The 17958-nt window shown below is 48.1% G+C and carries 17 protein-coding genes; 6 read left to right on the forward strand and 11 right to left on the reverse strand.

Going from position 1 to position 17958, the window contains the following annotated elements:
• Positions 1-25 precede the first annotated feature (25 nt).
• The 3 genes from N774_RS0112060 to N774_RS0112070 are packed head-to-tail and all read left to right on the forward strand — an operon-like array spanning position 26 to position 3526.
• Complete coding sequence (locus tag N774_RS0112060) at positions 26-1657, forward strand: GldG family protein (RefSeq protein WP_024861490.1); 1632 nt, start codon at positions 26-28, stop codon at positions 1655-1657.
• Entirely contained in the window at positions 1654-3192 is a 1539-nt protein-coding gene (locus N774_RS0112065) for a DUF4340 domain-containing protein (RefSeq protein ID WP_024861491.1), read from the forward strand. Before N774_RS0112060 ends, N774_RS0112065 begins: the two co-directional genes overlap by 4 nt.
• Before the next feature lie 52 nt (positions 3193-3244).
• A complete protein-coding gene (locus N774_RS0112070; protein WP_024861492.1) occupies positions 3245-3526 on the forward strand; it encodes a hypothetical protein in 282 nt (93 codons plus the stop codon).
• Between the two features lie 342 nt (positions 3527-3868).
• On the opposite strand, the gene N774_RS0112080 is transcribed toward N774_RS0112070, so the two are convergent.
• The 8 genes from N774_RS0112080 to N774_RS0112115 all read right to left on the reverse strand — a co-directional run bounded on the left by N774_RS0112080 (position 3869) and on the right by N774_RS0112115 (position 11620).
• A complete protein-coding gene (locus N774_RS0112080; RefSeq protein WP_024861493.1) occupies positions 3869-5524 on the reverse strand; it encodes a DAK2 domain-containing protein in 1656 nt (551 codons plus the stop codon).
• Between the two features lie 34 nt (positions 5525-5558).
• Entirely contained in the window at positions 5559-5918 is a 360-nt protein-coding gene (locus tag N774_RS0112085; RefSeq protein WP_024861494.1) for an Asp23/Gls24 family envelope stress response protein, read from the reverse strand.
• Positions 5919-6472: 554 nt separating this feature from the next.
• The gene (locus N774_RS0112090) at positions 6473-7720 is read right to left on the reverse strand and encodes an IS4 family transposase (RefSeq protein WP_155250330.1); all 1248 of its coding nucleotides are present in this window, start codon (positions 7718-7720) and stop codon (positions 6473-6475) included.
• A gap of 266 nt (positions 7721-7986) precedes the next feature.
• Positions 7987-8871, reverse strand: a complete 885-nt coding sequence (locus tag N774_RS17460; protein WP_024861495.1) for a CPBP family intramembrane glutamic endopeptidase — start codon at positions 8869-8871, stop codon at positions 7987-7989.
• Complete coding sequence (locus N774_RS0112100; protein WP_024861496.1) at positions 8861-9595, reverse strand: ABC-2 transporter permease; 735 nt, start codon at positions 9593-9595, stop codon at positions 8861-8863. Before N774_RS0112100 ends, N774_RS17460 begins: the two co-directional genes overlap by 11 nt.
• A complete protein-coding gene (locus N774_RS0112105; RefSeq protein WP_024861497.1) occupies positions 9595-10365 on the reverse strand; it encodes an ABC-2 transporter permease in 771 nt (256 codons plus the stop codon). The genes N774_RS0112100 and N774_RS0112105 overlap by 1 nt, the downstream gene beginning before the upstream one ends.
• Complete coding sequence (locus N774_RS0112110; protein ID WP_024861498.1) at positions 10366-11244, reverse strand: ABC transporter ATP-binding protein; 879 nt, start codon at positions 11242-11244, stop codon at positions 10366-10368.
• Complete coding sequence (locus N774_RS0112115) at positions 11237-11620, reverse strand: GntR family transcriptional regulator (RefSeq protein ID WP_024861499.1); 384 nt, start codon at positions 11618-11620, stop codon at positions 11237-11239. The genes N774_RS0112110 and N774_RS0112115 overlap by 8 nt, the downstream gene beginning before the upstream one ends.
• A gap of 395 nt (positions 11621-12015) precedes the next feature.
• Here N774_RS0112115 and rsmD point away from each other — a divergent pair, with 395 nt between their 5' ends.
• The 3 genes from rsmD to N774_RS0112130 are packed head-to-tail and all read left to right on the forward strand — an operon-like array spanning position 12016 to position 13564.
• Complete coding sequence (rsmD, locus tag N774_RS0112120; RefSeq protein WP_024861500.1) at positions 12016-12573, forward strand: 16S rRNA (guanine(966)-N(2))-methyltransferase RsmD; 558 nt, start codon at positions 12016-12018, stop codon at positions 12571-12573.
• Entirely contained in the window at positions 12570-13061 is a 492-nt protein-coding gene (gene coaD, locus N774_RS0112125) for a pantetheine-phosphate adenylyltransferase (RefSeq protein ID WP_024861501.1), read from the forward strand. The genes rsmD and coaD overlap by 4 nt, the downstream gene beginning before the upstream one ends.
• A 5-nt stretch (positions 13062-13066) precedes the next feature.
• On the forward strand, positions 13067-13564 hold the full coding sequence (locus N774_RS0112130; RefSeq protein ID WP_024861502.1) for a hypothetical protein: 498 nt from the start codon (positions 13067-13069) through the stop codon (positions 13562-13564).
• Between the two features lie 151 nt (positions 13565-13715).
• On the opposite strand, the gene recG is transcribed toward N774_RS0112130, so the two are convergent.
• From recG to N774_RS0112145, 3 genes are read right to left on the reverse strand one after another with little or no spacing between them, the layout of a single operon-like run.
• A complete protein-coding gene (gene recG / locus N774_RS0112135) occupies positions 13716-15752 on the reverse strand; it encodes an ATP-dependent DNA helicase RecG (protein WP_024861503.1) in 2037 nt (678 codons plus the stop codon).
• Between the two features lie 14 nt (positions 15753-15766).
• A complete protein-coding gene (locus N774_RS0112140; RefSeq protein ID WP_024861504.1) occupies positions 15767-16981 on the reverse strand; it encodes a sensor histidine kinase in 1215 nt (404 codons plus the stop codon).
• Positions 16957-17565, reverse strand: coding sequence for a response regulator transcription factor (locus N774_RS0112145; RefSeq protein WP_024861505.1), 609 nt, complete (start codon positions 17563-17565; stop codon positions 16957-16959). Before N774_RS0112145 ends, N774_RS0112140 begins: the two co-directional genes overlap by 25 nt.
• Positions 17566-17958: the final 393 nt, after the last annotated feature.

Below are 17958 nucleotides of genomic sequence, written 5' to 3' on the forward strand. Positions count from 1 at the left end.
TAAAGAAAGGAAGGTTTTGATACAGATGAGTAAAAAAGAATTAGACAAGAATAAAAGTCTGACAAACAGCCAAGCTCCCGAAGAGCTTGTTACCATAGAAGAAGCCAAGGAGCCGAAAAAGGAAACAGGCTTCCGCAAGAAGCTGAAATACGGCTCAATGTTCTATATTGTCATCATACTCGTTATAGCCATAGTAGTAGTACTCAACTTTATGGTAGGTGTTATCGGAAAGCGTTCACCCATGAAGATAGACCTTACTCCCGATGACAGATACGAGCTCAGCGAGCAGTCCATCGAAGCTGTAAAGAATATCAATAAGGACGTTGATATAACAGTTACAGCCAAGAGAGACTACTTTGAAGCTCTTGCAAATTATCAGGAGAGCCAGTACGGCTATGCTTATGATATCCCGTTTGAGCTTATCCCCGAGTTCCTTGACAAATACGCTGTTTACGGCGGTAAGGGAAATGGCAGCATCAATGTAAAGTATGTGGATATGGATGTTGACCCCGATATCATCAACAAGTACAAGAAGTACTACAACGGCGATATCGAGCGCGGCAGCATTATCGTAGCAGCCGGAGAGAGAGTTAATGTAATAGGCGCATCGGACGTTATGGGCATGATAACTCCCGACATGAACACCTATCAGTCTACAGGCGAGGCAAAGTTCATCTTCTCAGGTGAGAGCACTATCACATCAGCTATCACCAATGTCTGCGATGCACACCCTGTAAAGGCAGCTTTTGCAGCAACTATGAACGGAGCTTCCATGTATGATGCACAGAGCTACGGTGACGCAGCAAATGCCTTTGAGAGCGAGCTGCTTGAAAAGAACGGCTATGAATGTACAAACATCGATATCTCTGCAGACGAGATAAAGCCGGAGGATTACGATGCGGTAGTTATTTTCGCACCGTCGGTTGACTTCACTGAGGACATCATCAAGAAGCTCAGCGACTTCCTCTACAACGGCGGAAAGTACGACAGGAGCCTTGTATACATTCCCGATGTTTCAAAGACAAATCTTCCAAACATCGAGGCATTCCTTGCGGACTGGAACATCAAGGTTGAGAACGAGATAATCTGTGACGATAGCTACAATATTGGTTATGCTAATTTTATTGCGCTAAAAGTAGGCGATTCAGAAGCAGTTGGAACACTTCCCAATGATAAGCTTCCTATAGTTTCACCTAATACAAGAGCCCTCACAGAGATATCCAAGAATAACGGAAACACAGTCAAGAATGTTATTGTATCCTATGACGAGGCATATACTGTAAGTGTTACAAACATGCAGGAAAAGTTAAGCGATAATGGTGAAAAAACAGCAGCAATGCTTTCACAGAAGCAGACCTCTGAGGGCTTCAGCGTATATACCAGCAGCGTTCTTGTTCTGGGAAGCCCGGATATGACGGACAGCAGAATTATCACAATGAACACAACATATAATAACGCAAATGCTATCCTCAATATCATAAACACAATGGTAGGCAAGGACAACGGCGTTGTTATCCCCGATAAGGGACTTCAGTATTCAGCTATAACACCTTCCACAAAACAGGCAAAGGTGATACAGATAATAGTTGTATGGGTAATACCGTTCATTATTGCAGCGATCGGCGTGATCGTACTGTTAAGGAGAAGAAATAAATGAAAAAACAAGCTAAGGGGATCATCGCGCTCAGTGCAGTTCTTGCAGCTATGCTGGGCGGCGGATTAGCTTATATGAAGCTTGCCCCAAGTGATACGGGAAGCAGCAGAGGCGGTGAAAGTTCTTCCTCATCGCCCACGCTTCTGGCAACAGAGGCACGCGGTCAGGGAACGGTTCTCGTAAGCGATAACGGCGAGACAGGCACAGTTAAAAGCGTGACTGTAAAAAACAGCAGCGGCGAGCTTAACGTAATAATGCAGAGCGCTCCCGACACCGAAAACGGCACATCAGCTGTATATAACCTTGAGGGCTATACCGACCTTGATGTGGATACCGCAATGGTGGGAACTCTTGCAAACAACGCAAACGGTATGCAGGCAGCCTCACTTGTGGCTGAGGGCTGCACAGACCTTGAAAAGTACGGACTTGCTTCACCCGAGGCTGAGGTGGAAATGACCTACGAATCAGGTACAAAGGTAAAGTTCTTCATAGGCGACACTGCTCCGTCGGGCAGCGACATCACCTATGTAATGGTAGACGACGGAAAGAATGACGTATATACAGTCAACACTTCGACTATCGCAAACTACAGCAGCGACTATAAGTATTTCATCGGAAAGACAGTGCTTGAAAAGCCCTCCGACGATGATATGCCCGAGGTACAGAGCCTCAGGATAGAGCGTGAGGATATGGACTCTGATATTCTCATAAAGTACGACAGAGACAAGAGCGACTCCCATGCAGGAGGCACAACATCGCCTCACAAGCTGGTGGAGCCTACAGAGAGCTACCTTGCCATTGAGAAGGCGCAGGATATCATATCGGGAATGTTCGGGCTCAGCGCTTCGGACATATATGCGGTACACTGCACCGATGCTGATATAGCAGAAGCCGGACTTGACAAGCCCTTCTGCAAGGTAACAATGGAATGCGACGACGGCAAGAGCCATGTGCTTCTTCTCGGCAAGATATTCGCTGATGAGGACGGCAAGAAGTGTGCATACGGTATGCTTGAGGGCGGAAAGGTGATATACATCTTATCTGCTGACAGTGCGAAGTGGCTGACAGTAACGCCTGCCGATATCAGCTCCAAGATAATGATAGCGTCCTATGTATGGAATATCACAGATCTCAGCGTTATCAGCGGCGATGAGCACATAAACTTCGGCATTTCATTAAAGGAAGGCACTGAACTTCCCGACAGCCCCAAGTCTGAGGACTTTACAGTTATCAAGGACGGCAAGAAATTTGACTCCGAGCGCTACAGACTGTTCTATTCTTTCCTCATAAGCGCAAACGCAGAGGAATTTGCAACTGACGCACCTGTTCCGAGCGGTGAGCCGGCGGTATCTGTATCGCTGAAGGACTCCCAGATGGGCAAGACCATAAAGTATGACTTCTACGATGATACGTTCATGCGTTCACTGATAGTCATAGACGGAGAGAGCAAGTTCTACTGCACAAAGTCTTATGTGGATACACTCAAAGAGAACATCAAGCGCATAAGCACAGGAGAGGATTATATCACAACATGGTAAGAGCCGATCAGCTTTTACCGTAAGCATGACAGGAATATAAGGAGGTATTACGATGAGCGGGAAATTCAACACTTATAAGGGCTACCCACTGGTAAAGAGCGGTAATGATATATACTACGGATATATGCAGGATCCGTATGTTATCTACATTCAGGTTCTTGAGACCAGAGAGGAAAACGGCGATCAGATGATCTCAAAGGTAAGGATAGTCCAGATGGACACAAACGAGCCCAACCCCCTGAAAGCATTTGTCAAGAATGCAGAGCGCGAGTGCGGATTGTATGAGGCACTTGATTTCGCAAATGTATGGCTTGAAAAGGCACTGAAAAGCTAAAGATAAGAGCCTCCCGCAAGGAGGCTCTTTTGGCGTATTCGGCGTATTTCTTGTCTTTTCGGCAAGAATATGGTATAATAAATTTTCGGCTTCTTCCGTCAGGAAGGAGGTGGAACTCATGGCGATCGTTACATCATTCGTTATTTCTGTCGCAGCAAGTGTAGTTGGTTACTACATATGCAAATGGCTTGACAGGAAGTAGTCCGACAAAAGCCTGTTCCGTATATACGGAAAAAAACTCCCGAAGTTGCAGCTTCGGGAGTTTCTTTTGTGTGTCCTCATGGACGTCACATCATTCGTGGTTATATATATTATATCACGTTACTTATACTTTGTCAATACTTACTCTACCGAAATGATATAGTAGTAAACAGGCTGACCGCCGTTTACCAGCATTACCTCTATCTTGTCGCTGAGCTTGGACTGAATGAACTTCTGGAGCTCCTCAGCGTTTTCCTCGGGCACATCAGCGCCGTGGATAAGAGTAACGTAGTTCACATCGCCCTTGGCAAGCTTCTTGACAAGCTTGTAGGTAGCCTTGTTGATGTCGCGTTCGGTGAATGAGAGCTTGCCGTTGTCGAGAGCGAGTATCTCACCCTCCTTTATCTGGTGTCCCTCAAACTCGGAGTTCCTTGCGGCAAAGGTGATAAGACCTGTGGAGACCTTCTCAAAAGCCTTGGTCATGGCAATGCGGTTCTCGGAGAGACTGCTGCTGTCGTCGAAAGCCAGCATTGCAGCGATACCCTGAGGGATAGTTCTTGTCTGGAGCACGCAGACCTTTCTGTCTGTGAGCTTTACAGCCTGCTCGGCAGCCATGATGATGTTCTTGTTATTGGGAAGCACGAAAACCGTATTTGCGGGGGTTTTCATGATAGCGCGGAGAATATCGTCGGTAGAGGGGTTCATGGTCTGACCGCCCTTTACGACCACGTCAGCGCCAAGGTCGGTGAACATAGCTTCAAGGCCGTGACCTGCGGCAACAGCAACGAATCCGAACTCCTTTTCGGGCTCTGCGGGAGTAAGACCCTCCTGAGCAGCCTTGGCGTCTTTGACTTTGTTTTCGTGCTGTATGCGCATATTCTCTATCTTGGGACGGGGATCGTTGATGAAGTGACCGAACTCCAGACCCTTTGTAATAGCCTTGCCGGGGTTATCGGTGTGAACATGTACCTTGATTATCTTCTCGTCGTCAACTACAACTACGCAGTCACCGATAGTTTCAAGGTAAGCACGGAGTATGGAAACATCGGGGCAGTTGTCCTCTTTTTCCAGCATGAACTCGGTGCAGTATGTAAATCTTATATCGTCATCGTACTCGCTTACGGCAGTTCTGAATGAATCCGAAGAGCCCTCCTGAACAGCGGGAGCTTCTGCGGGCTCGGCGATCTTACCGCCGTCGAAAACGTCTGTCATAGCTCTGAATATGATGCACAGACCCTTTCCGCCTGCGTCGACTACGCCTGCCTTTTTGAGCTGGGGCAGCATATCTGTAGTTTTTTCAAGAGTAGCCTCAGCCTCTGCGCAGACCTCCTTCCAGAAGGTCACCTCGTCGTTGGTGTCTATGGATATTTCCTTAGCCTTTGCAGCGGCAGCCTTTACGACTGTAAGGATAGTGCCCTCAACAGGCTTCATAACAGCCTTGTATGCAGCCTCTACACCTAACTGCAAAGCGTCTGCGAAGTTCTCGCAGCCTGCCTCGGTGCATCCTGCAAGTCCCTTGGAAAAGCCTCTGAATATAAGTGAAAGTATTACGCCCGAGTTTCCTCTTGCGCCTCTCAGAAATGCAGAAGCTGCCGTTGAAGCGACCTCGGATACGGGAGCCTTGTCGTCAAGACGTCTGAGCTCGGCAACGGAATTGCCGATAGTCATGGACATATTGGTACCAGTATCGCCGTCGGGAACGGGGTATACATTCAGCTCATCCACCTCGCGCTTGCGGTTATTGATAGTAATTGCAGCGGAGATAATGGCATCTCTGAGTAAAGAACCGTGTATCACAGTAAAGTCCTCCAATTCTGATTACGGGAACGCCTCAGGCGTTCAGGTCGTCAACATAAACGTTGACCTTATTTACGTTAATACCGGCAGCTTCCTCAACAGTGAAGCTGACCTTGTGGGTAATGCTGTTTACGGCAGCAGTGATGTTAGTACCGTAGGTCACTTTGATATGCAGGTCGATAATGAGACCGCCGTCCTTGTCTGTACGGATACGGACCCCCTTATTTTTCTTGAAAGCCTTGCCTGCGGTAATGGCAGAAACAGCGGAGCGGAAGGTGCTGACATTGCTGACGTCGGCAACACCGAAGCAGTCAGAAACAGCGTGTTTAACGAGTTCGGTGAGGTAATTTTCCGAAATAGTGATCTGTCCGATATGATTTTCAAAGCCTACCATGAGTCATCACTCCTTTTTGAAAAGTGCGGTAAAATATTAATGACCGCTATCTAAACAATTATACCACAGTTCACTGAGATTATCAATACCCCATTTATGAATTTTTTGAGCGCGGAGCCCGCGCTGCCTGACCACGTTGTCGCTCGTAAACTTGCTCACTCCGTACATCAACGATAATTTGCTTTCGCTTGCCGGTACTAATATTGGAATAAACATAAAACTATGTGTAGGGAACGCCGCCCTCGGCGTTCCGCGTCTTACAATGCAATCAATATGAACGCGCTGTAGGGGCTGGCGTCCTCGACAGCCCGTCTTAATTTCATAGAAAGCCGCGGACGCCCAAAGGGCGCCCCTACACATTGTCAGGGGGATTGGCGGGCGAAAAAATGAAGCCCCTCGAAAGGGTAATGTCATTAAGCTAATCAAATACGAAAAAGAACAGGAGTATGTTTGGAATATGACCAGACATACTCCTGCTGTTACATTCGCAAAAAATGCATGACGAAAAGACAGATCCGAGATCTGCCTGAAAAAAGATTGACATAATCGAAGAATTATGATAGTCTGTAGTTGAAGGGAATAGCAGAATGATATCGAGTTTTCCTATCAGCAATACGATCAGGTCTGACAGGGCACTTGTTTCTTGCTATCAGCTCTTCCAAAAGAAAAGGATTTGCGTGTGCAGAGCGAAAGAATTTGATGCAGATATGTATAGCAAAAGCATAATTGATTTTATAGCGGTAATCATTATGCTTATCGTCATCTATGGTGATATTTTCGGTAATCAGCATAGATAAGTTATACATGATAAGACTTGCAAAGATTTCCTGTATCACGCAGTCCTTTTTCTTTGAATGGAAAGCAATAAGACCAACCTGGTACTTCAGTTCTCTGAATGAAGTCTCGATCCCCCAGCGCATTTTGTATATCATCTTTATATCTTCGGCAGAGAACTCATCATCACAGAGATTGGTAACAATGGTTTCATAGTTATCTTCAGATATCTTGAGCCTTATTATCCTGAATTTAAGAGGATATGTATCTTTCGATTCTTTCGGAAGGAAGTCGAAATTTGAAGAGTGCGGAAGATAACGATAAAGTTCAGGATTAGCCTTAACTTCATTAGTTTGTCTTCTTGTAATAATAATATTTGCAGCAAAATCAGCTTCCTCATTATGGGGAATGTTGAATTTATGAGCAATTCCACCGCTTGTCTTGATGCGCATCACATATTTCAAGCCGTTATTTTCAAGATGAGCGATCGTGTTGTAGGATTCATATCCTCTATCCGCAACGATAATGGACTCATGTCCGATATTTTCAAGCATACTTATGAGAGCAGAATGCTCATTTTCATTGCGACTGTCCTGTAATACAGCATCGATATATCTACGGTTCATAATGTCATACAAAGCATTCAGATGCATGAGGTTATAGCCTTTTACATCATTATTTGCACGATAAAAAGTATCCTTATCATCAGGATCAGTAGGAATATGTATATCAGAACCGTCCACAGCATAAAGCCTGTAGCCGTGAAAGAAATTGGTTTGAGAAAATGTTTCATTGAATTTATGGAACAGATACTGAAAAGCAGCAGGAAGTATTTTAGCTCTTCTCTGAACGATAGCAGACACAGATACCATTTTTGAATCATAATCATAGAATTCTACAAGCTCCTTGCCAAGTGTCTGGCTGCCCATTCCGAGAATGAATCTCAATGTTTTTGAGAAAGATAGCTCACTTTTACGAACAAAATCTCTCTTAGGATCAACTACGAAATCAGAGTTATTTTTCTCCATGTTGCTGATAAGAGTATTAAGCTTGTTTTTGACGATATTACAGTATTTTTGCACGGTAAAACCTCCAATCAGATGTGTATATCTGATTAGCTGCGCCGCACATTTTTGGCTTTTTGTCAATACCTTTTTGCAAAAATTTACATTATATACATAAAAAATAATCACAGGATCTTTGATTCCTGTGATTATTTTACTTTTCCTTAGCTTAATGACATTACTCGAAAGGGGCTCCGTTATGGAAGTTTAGCATATTGAAGAAAGCTTGTTTATGCAGCGGCTTTTGCTGCGTTTTCTGCGGACTTTTTCTTTCTGCACAGCAGGATCATGCATATCGTACCGCTGACGATTATCATTGGGAATACCGAGAGGATCATCATCCAGAACTCGTTTGTTCTGTACTCAAAGGGAGTACCGTCTGCCTTGACTGCAAAGCCCATAAAGACATTTGTCAGAATAGTGTCACAGAGCATATGGCACAGCGCAGCAGGATATACCGAGTTGGTGCGCTTGGTGAGCCATGTGAGCAGAGCCGACCAGAATATGCACATAACTATCATGGCAATAAAGCCGCCGTATGGGAAGAAGTCATAGTCCCTGCCGAAGTCATAGCCGTAAGCAAGGAGCGGTCCGTGCCACAGCGCCCATATTATACCCGTTAGGATAACAGCCGCAGGCGTTGGCATGAGCTCCTCGAGCTTGGGAGTGAGATAGCCTCGCCAGCCCAGCTCCTCGCCTAAGCCGTGAAGCGCCGCTGCAAAGCCTGTTGTTATGGATATCAGCAGGGTGGTGACTGCCGAAATACCGTCGCTGGCGAAAGCGCTGTCGGATATGCTGCCGTTCTTCACGATAAAGAGGTGAAGTATCAGACCGCTGACAAGGGGCAGGACTATGGGGTAAATAAATGCCGCTGCGTAGTATTTGCCGCTGTTCCTTTTGCCGAAGCCGAGAAATGAATCGCGGAAGCCCTCTTTCGTCACAAGCCTTGTGATGATAACTGCAATAGCAGGGTAAAGCATCATGCTTGCACCTGCCAGACGGTTCGTAAGGCTGCCCTGCTTGTCCGAGTAGGCAAAGCCGAGGATATACACGGGCAAATAGGCAAGTATGAGATACAGAGCTGTACGGAGCAGAGTTTTTCCCTTATTTTTCATAGCTCTCAACTCCTTTCAGATACCACCTTACGGAAAGCCTGTAGGACAGGTAGTATATGGGTATCACAGCTGTGGTGATGATACTGAACCACAGAGCTGCTTTTTTCATTTTTTCGGGATCTGCCATTGCCTTGAACAGGCTGTCCCATAAAGCGTCCAGATCCTTAAAAGACGAGGTATCGCCGAAAAGCATATATACAAAAGCGATAAAGGCGATAACTCCCACAATGACTATCTTTATGGTCTTGCCCATTTTGCTGCCGAAACGCGCCATAAGAGGGAACTCTATTGAACGCATAAGGAGCTGTATATAGAAGAAGCCGATGAAAACAACAGTGCCGTCGCCAAGCTCCTCGTTGCCGTCCTTTGCAAAGCTGTTAAGGAGCATAAGCATAGTAACAGTGAGCATTGACCATAGAAGTGCGATAAGGTATTTCGAGCCTATCTGCCCCTTTATCCCCGTAGGTGTGGAGGTAACGAAGTAAGCCCACTTCTTGCGCTCGTCGTCATTGAAGATTGAATCCTGAAAAACTCCGCCGATAAGGAATGTCATAAATGCGCATAATCCCCACATAAGCATGGTGACTTCGCCCTCCAGATCTTCCATATTCTTTGGGTCGCGGAACAGTATGGCAAACGCAGTGGGATAAAACATACAGCCTATGAAGAAGCCCAGTATCTTTCCCCAATTAGTTCTTATTGTCTTATAAAGAAGTCCCGTCATCAGTAACGCCTCCTTTTAAGCTCTTTTACTGCCCAGAAATAGCATATCGCAATGACTGCCACAAAGAAGAAGGGAGCTATTACAAGGGCGATATCGCGCCATTTTGTGATATAGGGCATAGCCGCTTTCGTCATGGCGGCATCGCTGTCAAGATCAGGATAGAGCCTTCTTCCCTCTATGATACAGAATTTCACGAATTTATATACTCCGTACATTGCCGCAGCCATTAAAGGCGCACCTACACTTAGTGCGACAGCTGCCGCCTTAGCCTGAGTTTTCATTTTCAGCATTAAGGGAATATCGCCTATACAGATAGGTCCGTACAGCAAAATGATAAGCAGGATATTCTTGAAATGGCTAATGCTGAATGGCTTTTTTGCAGCTGAGGATAAAATTACTTCGCCCAGAACAGCCAGCAGAAATCCTGCGAACAGGAGACTTCCGCGGACGATGAACTTTGAAGCGATTATCTTCTTTTCGTTTACGGGCAGGGTATAGGAATAGAGCTGCCATTTTGACTTGTAGTCCTTTTCGATGAGGTCGTTATGCCCGTAAACAGCGCCTATAAAGCCTATCAATCCAATATAGATATACATCTGCGAATATATATACTCACGTGTTTCGGCAGCATTTGCGTCCTTTGCAAGATTCCCCGCATAGGTGCTTATAATTACCATTGCGATCATGCCTGTGAACAGCACATAGGAAAGAAGCATATATGCGGCAGGCTTGCGGCTGAGATAGAACTCACGATAGATAAGACCTTTCATTCATCTCCACTCCTTTTTAGCACGATTTACATAGTAGATCATGATATCCTCAAGAGTTGCGGGGTCTATGACTGCGCCTGAGTATTTGCGGCTGCATTCAGCCTTGTCGTGCACCATTATCTCTGCACCGAAATCGTTAAGACGGGCGCTGACTATGTCCTCGGGAGCTATGTCCTTATAGTCGTCCTTGGTGCATTTGAGTATGCCGTGGGAGTACAGTATATCGTCCTTGTAGCCGCTTATGAGTATCTTGCCCTTGTCGATAAAGGTTACACTGTCGGCTACCTTGTCAAGGTCTGAGGTGATGTGAGATGACATAAGGATAGAGTGCTCCTCATTCTGCAAATATTCAAGGAAGATGTCAAGTATCTCGTTTCTTACAACAGGGTCAAGACCTGTTGTGGCTTCGTCCATAATGAGAAGCTTCGCGTTATGGGAAAGTGCGGAGGCTATCTGGAGCTTCATCTTCATTCCCTTTGAGAACTTGCCGAACTTCTTTTTCCTCGGCAGGGCAAAGCGGTCAAGATAATTGAAGAATGTCTCGCTGCTCCACTCCTCAAAGACCTCGCGGAGCACCTTGTCTATAGTTACGGCGTTGAGCCTGTCGTCAAAGGGAAGCTCGTCAAAGACTGCGGCTATCTGCTTTTTTGCTTCGTATTCGTCCTTTTGGTGGTCAAGACCGAGTAAGCGTATCTCGCCCTCGTCCTTTTTTACTATGTTGAGCAGTGCATTTATGGTAGTGGTCTTGCCTGCACCGTTCTGACCGATAAATCCCATGATACTGCCTTTGGGCACGTTGAAGCTGACCTTGTCCAGAGTAAAGCCGTCGTACTTCTTGGTAAGGTCCTTTATTTCTATAGCATTTTCATATTCATTCATTTTCTGCCCCTCCGTAAATAAGCTCCAGCATTTCTTTGAGCTCGTCAAGGCTTAATTCGCATTGTCTTGCCTTATCGCAGACCTGCGTGAGAAGAGCTTCTGTCTGGCGGAGGTATTCCTCACGGAGAAGCTCGGTATTCTGCCCTTTTACAAAGCTGCCCTTGCCTGTGTAGGACTCAATGAAGCCGTCGCGCTCCAGGTCCTCATAGGCGCGTTTCGTAGTGATAACGCTGATGCGGAGCTGCTGTGCGAGAGTACGCATGGAAGGCAGAGCGTCCCCTGCTTTCAGCGTACCGTTGAGGATAAGTCCTTTTATCTGAGAGGATATCTGCTGATAAATGGGCTCGCCTGATGAGTTACTGATAATAATATCCATAGTTCACCTCATAATGTATATATACGTTATATACATTATAGCATTTATATACACACTTGTCAAGACCCTTTCCGAAAAAAATTGCGGAGCAAATTTTTTTAGTTGAGAGTTTAGAGTTGAGAATTGAGAGTTGTGGAGTCGCCTGCGGCGACATTATTTAAATAATGTTGAGCGCAGCGAACACATTAACTGTCAACTCTCAACTCTCAACTCACTTAAATGTGTATATGATACACAAATGAAAACAACGTTTTTTAGTCAAAATCGCCTATTTTTAAGAAATAATATAGACAAGCTCCTGAAAATAATATATAATATAATGTAAGTATATTTCGGTACCCGTATACCGTAAATGCGGAAACCGCAGTATTTCTGCGGCTTCGGAGCACTAAAACATGAGAGTTATCACAGGCATTGCAAGAGGCCGTAAGCTTGTCGCTCCCGAGGGTATGGACGTCAGACCTACCGCCGACAAGGTCAAGGAAGGCATCTTTTCAGCCGTTCAGTTTGAGCTCGAGGGAGCAAGAGTCCTCGACCTCTTCGCAGGAAGCGGTCAGATGGGCATTGAAGCCCTCAGCAGAGGCGCAGACCACGCTGTATTTATCGACAGCTCGCTCCGCTCTATCAGATGCGTGAACGAAAACCTGCGCAATACAGGCTTTGAACGACAGTCCGAGGTCATAAACCGCGACAGCTATGATTACATCAAGCTCACCGCCCAGACCTTTGATATCATTATCCTCGATCCGCCCTACAGGCACAGCCATATCGCAAATATCCTGCCCTTTGCGGCTAAAAAGCTCCGCGACGGCGGCATGATAATCTGCGAGTATGAGTGCGAGGCAGATGAGCCCACAGCTCCCGAGGGTATGACGCTGAGAAAGACCTACCGCTACGGCAAGATCAATGTCACCATATTCTGCAAACCGTCTGAGGAGGTGGCTGAGGAATGAGAAGAGTTGCCGTTTGTCCCGGAAGCTTCGACCCTGTAACACTGGGACATCTGGACATTATCACCAGAGCTTCAAAGCTGTTTGACAAGGTCATAGTCCTCATATCCAGAAATGCAGGCAAGGCACAGCCAAGCTTCACAGCTACGGAGCGTATGCTGATGATAGAACAGGTCACAAGAGACCTTGATAACGTGGTCATCGATATTCTCGACGGACTCCTTGCGGATTACGTCAGAAACGTGGGCGCTGTTGCTATCGTAAAGGGTCTGCGTGCCGTCAGTGACTTTGAGTACGAATTCCAGATGGCTCTCGCCAATAAGAAGCTGTACGCAGGTGCGGAGACCGTTTTCCTTACAACAGCTACCGAAAATATGTATCTCAGTTCAAGTCTGGTAAAGCAGATAGCTTATTTCGGCGGCGATATAAGTCATTTCGTTCCGAATGAGATTCTTGATGATATAAAACAAAGATTAATTAAGGAGAGGTAATTGATATGAGCATCGATGAGATTTTAGAAGAAATGGACGAACTTCTCGATAAGGCAGGTTCGGTACCCTTTGTTTCACATAAGAAAGTGATCGACGGCGAGCGTATGAGAGAGCTCATCAACGACGTGCGTCTGAATATGCCTCACGAGCTTAAAGAGGCTAAGAAGATAGAGTTCGACTGCCAGCGTATCCTCAATGAGGCTAAGCTCAATGCAGAGAGCATTATCCGCAAGGCTGAGGAGCGTGCAGCTCAGATAGTTTCAAGAGAGGCTATCGTTACAGAGGCTAAGAAAAAGGCTCTCGATATGCTTACAAAGGCTCAGACAGCAGCTAAGAACCTCCAGCAGAACGCTGCGGCTTCAGTGGCTAAGATGCTCAACGATACAGAGAATTACTACTCAAGAAATCTCCAGAGCATCAAGGTTGTCAAGGGCAAGCTTAGCAGTACTGCTTCCGCAGGTCTCAGCATGAGCGGTCTCGACAAGAAAAACGGCTTACAGTAATTTAAAAGCGGTACTCTTATGAGTACCGCTTTTTTGTGTAGGGGCGCCCTTTGGGCGTCCGTGAGTTACAATGCAATTATCGCGGGCGGCGGAACGCCGCCCCTACAAATCATTTGCGGACGCCCAATGAGCGTCCCTACAAGCTAAAGGCTTATCCGATGATATCCTTGCTGAACAGGCGCATTACGTCCAGTTTAAGGGCACGGTTCTGTGGCTTTTCAAGGAGCGGATCGTCGGAAAGAAGCTCCTTTGCGCAGTTCTGCGCCTTGTTCATCAGCTCCATGTTGCAGGCGATATCCGCTATTTTAAGCGGCGGAAGTCCGTGCTGTGCACTGCCGAAGAAATCTCCCGGACCGCGCATTTTCAGATCCTCCTCGCTTATTTTGAAGCCGTCGGTGGTAGAGGACATTATCTTCATGCGCTTTACGCAGTCCTCGGTGGTGTTGTCGGTTATGAGTATGCAGGTGCTCTCAAAGCTTCCTCTGCCCACTCGTCCGCGGAGCTGATGAAGCTGGGAAAGTCCGAAGCGTTCTGCGTTCTCAATGACCATTACCGCCGCATTGGACACGTCAACTCCGACTTCAACGACTGTGGTGCAGATAAGCACCTGTATCTCGCCGTCGCGGAATTTCTCCATGACCTTATCCTTTTCCGCGGCTCTCATCTTACCGTGGAGAAGTGCCGTGGTATAGCCTTTCAGGTCACCGTTGGCAGCATTCTCGGCATAGGTCTTGACGGCAAAGAGCTCGCTCTCGCTCTCCTCTATCATGGGGCAGACCACATATGCCTGACGTCCCTCGTCAAGGCGCTCCCGCACAAAGCCGAATGCACGGCTGCGGAGCTTTCCCGTGACCGCATAAGTCTTAACGGGCTTTCTGCCTTTGGGGAGCTGAGTTATCGCCGATATATCAAGGTCTCCGTAGATGATAAGGGCAAGGGTGCGGGGGATAGGGGTAGCGGACATGACAAGCTTATGGGGAGCGTCGCCCTTTTCCGCAAGGGCTGCCCTCTGTGCCACGCCGAAGCGGTGCTGCTCGTCGGTGATGACAAGACCGAGGGCTTTGTACTCAACGTCCTTCTGGATAATGGCGTGGGTGCCCACGATAACGTCTATATTTCCTGCGGCTATGTCCTCGCGGACAGCCGCTTTTTTCTTTTGGGTCATGGAGCCCGTCAGCAGGCAGACCTTTACGCCGAAGGGCTCAAGGAAGTCGCTGAGAGTGCGGTAATGCTGCGCCGCCAGTATCTCCGTGGGTGCCATAAGTGCGGACTGCACTCCGTTTTTTGCAGTGAAATAGCAGGCGGCGGCAGCTACGGCAGTCTTTCCGCTTCCCACGTCGCCCTGCAAAAGTCTGTTCATTGGGACGTCGCGGCAGAGGTCGGCAACTATTTCGGATACCGCCTTTTTCTGGTCGTCGGTGAGCTCAAAGGGCAGCCCCTCGGTAAAAGCGCTCACGTCCTTGGCGGAGTCCATTTTGTATGCGGTGCTGCGGCGGCTTCGGGACTTCATCACGGACATGCCAAGCTGCAGCTTCAAGAGCTCATCAAAGGCAAGTCTGCGCCTTGCGGTCTCCGCGGCAAGCTCGCTCTCGGGGAAGTGGATATTCTCCAGCGACCACATGAGGGGGGCAAGGTCGTATTTTCGCAATATCTCGTCGGACAGTGTCTCAAAGGGCTCATGGCGCATTATTTCCAGTGCCTGACGCATATTGGTGCGCACCATATTCACGGAAAGCCCCTGTGTCAGGTGGTATATGGGCTGTATGAGCACCTGCTCGTCGGCTCTGATATAGACGGGAGAGCTTATCTCTTTGCGGAGAAAGTTTCCCGACACCTTGCCGTACATATAGTAGGTCTCGCCCTCTTTCAGCGCCTGAAAGTAGTAGACGTTGTTGTAGACCACTATGAGTATATCGTCAATGCCGTCTGAGGCAGCTGCCTTGCATATGACCAGTCCGCCCTTTATGCGCTGTGGCGGCATTTTCTTGAATATGGTCAGCTTCAGCACGTTGTAGTCCCCGAGAACAGCCTGTGATACGGGCACATGAGTGCGGAAGTCAAGGTAGTCGCGGGGAATGTGGTATATGAGCTCGAAAGGCGTAGTTATGCCAAGCTTGCGGTATTTCTCGCCCCGAGCCTTGCCTACGCCCTTGAGGTATTCTATTTCGCTGAAAAGTGTTGTCGGCATATAAAAGCTCCTTATTATTTCAGGAATGCGAATTCAAATCTTGTGCCCTTGTCGGGCTCGGAATACACCAGTATATCGCCGCCGTGGGCGCGTACTATCTTCCGGGATATGGACATTCCCAGTCCCGAGCTGTACATGGAGATGTCCCCGGATTTTGATGAAAAGCGCTCGAAAAGCTTGGGGATATCCTCCTGAGGTATGCCCCTGCCGTTGTCGGACAGGACTATTTTCGTCATAACAGGGTCATCCGCCACCTCTGCGGTTATTTTGGTGCAGCCCGAATGGTCGGCGGAGTTTTTCAGTATGTTCTCTACAGCCTCGCAGAGCCAGTTCTTGTCGCAGAGCATGGTGATGTTCTCGGGAAGCTCAGTGCTTACGGTGATATTTTTCTTGCGCAGCAGCGGTGATATACGCTTTATAGCCAGTGCGCATACGGCTGACAGGTCGCTGTCTGCCATATTGTACTCAACGGCGTCGGCGTCCAGCTTTGCAAACTTTATGGCTTCGATGACAAGGCGCTCCATGCTGTCAAGATTCAGCTGTATCTCGTCGGAGAGCTTCTCGCGGCGCTCCTCGGACAGGTCGTCAAGCTCCGTGAGCATATCCGTGTTAAGGCGCACCACAGCCAGTGATGTCTTTATCTGGTGGGACAGGTCGGTGAGGAAAACGCGGAGATAGCGCTGCTCGGAGGTAAGGCTGAATTTGGTGTTGTTCAGCCTGTCCACAAGCATTTCCACGGCGTCGGATATCCTGTGCACCGAGCCTAAGTCCTCGCCGTAAAGGGTTATGGCGGCGTTCTCGGAGTTGTCTGCGGCTTTTACGCACTCATTGCGGAGGGATTCCAGATCGCGGTATATCGCCATGAGTTCGCGGACGGATATAATGAGCCATATGGCTGACAGAGCGGCGAGGAGCCCGAATACAGGGAAAAATATGGCCCTGCGGACAGATCTGTAGCTCTTCATCAGCTGTGGGGATATGTCCCTGTCGATGCTGTACCTGCTCATGAGGACTTCTCCTGCGGAAATGTCTTTTTCGTCGGGATAGTCCGTGAATTTTCCGCCACCTGCTATGGCGAGCTCGGAGCGTATCTGCTCCCTGACTATGACGTCGGCGCATTTGCCCGATGTGAAATAGGCGGCGCAGAATGACAGCAGGAGCAGCAGAAGAAATACGGCCACCAGCTTCTTGGGAGCACGGTTGTTTAAGAATCGGTCTGTTCTGTCCATTTATAGCCCATTCCTCTCTTGGTGACTATGCTGCCGCAGTTCTGTGCCTTGCTCAGCTTTTCGCGGAGACGGCTGATATTCACCGAAAGGGTGTTGTCGTTGACGAATTCGCCCTTTGAGTCCCATAAATAGGCGAGTATCTGTTCGCGGGTGAGGTACTGTCCGCGGTTGAGCATGAGGTAGCTCAGAAGCTTCTGCTCCAGTGCGGTCAGCTCTATCTCGGGCACTTCTGGTATCCTGCGGAGATTGGCACGGATACGCGAAAAGAGCTCCCTGAGACGGAATGGCTTTGTGATGTAGTCGTCGCCGCCGCTGTCAAGTCCGCGAACGATATCGGCTTCATCGTCGCAGGAGGTCAGGAATATAACAGGAGTCTGCATAGTCTTGCGTAGCTGCCTGCATAGGTCCACGCCGTTGCCGTCGGGCAGCGTAACATCGAGTATTATAAGGTCGGCGTCGGGAGCTGCGGCTTCTGCTGCGGCAGCCGTGCGGACGGCTTTGACGCAGTAGCCCTCGGTCTCAAGGGAAAGCTTTATATTTGCATTGAGCGTTTCGTCGTCCTCGACGAGTAGGATTGTATTCATGATTTCACCCCGATCATAAGCGTTCCCTTAATTTTACCATATAATCCGCTAAAATGCAAGGCAGCAGGGGCGGATATTATCCGCCCGAGCCGTTAGCCCTTAGCCTTTAGCCATGTAGGGGCGAGTTCCGCTCGCTCACGATAAACGTATTGTTAACTCACGGGCGCCCCTACACATAGTTTATTATTGGTAACGGTGAGCGAAAGCAGAGTATCGTATATGTACGCAGTGAACGCGTGAAACAAGCGACAACGTGGTAAGGCAGCGCGGGCTCCGCGCCGAGCGACAACGTGGCAAGGCAGTGCGGGCTCCGCACCGAGCGGCAACGTGGCAAGGAAGTGCGGGCTCCGCGCCGAGCGGCAACGTGGCAAGCGGTCGAGCCGGCTCAGCTCG

Source organism: Ruminococcus flavefaciens AE3010 (assembly GCF_000526795.1).
GTDB classification, from domain to species: Bacteria; Bacillota; Clostridia; order Oscillospirales; family Ruminococcaceae; genus Ruminococcus; species Ruminococcus flavefaciens_D.

Bases quoted from the DNA above. Each gene is read 5' to 3' on its own strand.
- N774_RS0112060 (WP_024861490.1), top strand. From the start codon at position 26: ATGAGTAAAAAAGAATTAGACAAGAATAAAAGTCTGACAAACAGCCAA.
- N774_RS0112065 (WP_024861491.1), top strand. From the start codon at position 1,654: ATGAAAAAACAAGCTAAGGGGATCATCGCGCTCAGTGCAGTTCTTGCA.
- N774_RS0112070 (WP_024861492.1), top strand. From the start codon at position 3,245: ATGAGCGGGAAATTCAACACTTATAAGGGCTACCCACTGGTAAAGAGC.
- N774_RS0112085 (WP_024861494.1), bottom strand. From the start codon at position 5,918: ATGGTAGGCTTTGAAAATCATATCGGACAGATCACTATTTCGGAAAAT.
- N774_RS0112090 (WP_155250330.1), bottom strand. From the start codon at position 7,720: ATGGAGAAAAATAACTCTGATTTCGTAGTTGATCCTAAGAGAGATTTT.
- N774_RS17460 (WP_024861495.1), bottom strand. From the start codon at position 8,871: ATGAAAAATAAGGGAAAAACTCTGCTCCGTACAGCTCTGTATCTCATA.
- N774_RS0112100 (WP_024861496.1), bottom strand. From the start codon at position 9,595: ATGACGGGACTTCTTTATAAGACAATAAGAACTAATTGGGGAAAGATA.
- N774_RS0112105 (WP_024861497.1), bottom strand. From the start codon at position 10,365: ATGAAAGGTCTTATCTATCGTGAGTTCTATCTCAGCCGCAAGCCTGCC.
- N774_RS0112110 (WP_024861498.1), bottom strand. From the start codon at position 11,244: ATGAATGAATATGAAAATGCTATAGAAATAAAGGACCTTACCAAGAAG.
- N774_RS0112115 (WP_024861499.1), bottom strand. From the start codon at position 11,620: ATGGATATTATTATCAGTAACTCATCAGGCGAGCCCATTTATCAGCAG.
- rsmD (WP_024861500.1), top strand. From the start codon at position 12,016: ATGAGAGTTATCACAGGCATTGCAAGAGGCCGTAAGCTTGTCGCTCCC.
- coaD (WP_024861501.1), top strand. From the start codon at position 12,570: ATGAGAAGAGTTGCCGTTTGTCCCGGAAGCTTCGACCCTGTAACACTG.
- N774_RS0112130 (WP_024861502.1), top strand. From the start codon at position 13,067: ATGAGCATCGATGAGATTTTAGAAGAAATGGACGAACTTCTCGATAAG.
- recG (WP_024861503.1), bottom strand. From the start codon at position 15,752: ATGCCGACAACACTTTTCAGCGAAATAGAATACCTCAAGGGCGTAGGC.
- N774_RS0112140 (WP_024861504.1), bottom strand. From the start codon at position 16,981: ATGGACAGAACAGACCGATTCTTAAACAACCGTGCTCCCAAGAAGCTG.
- N774_RS0112145 (WP_024861505.1), bottom strand. From the start codon at position 17,565: ATGAATACAATCCTACTCGTCGAGGACGACGAAACGCTCAATGCAAAT.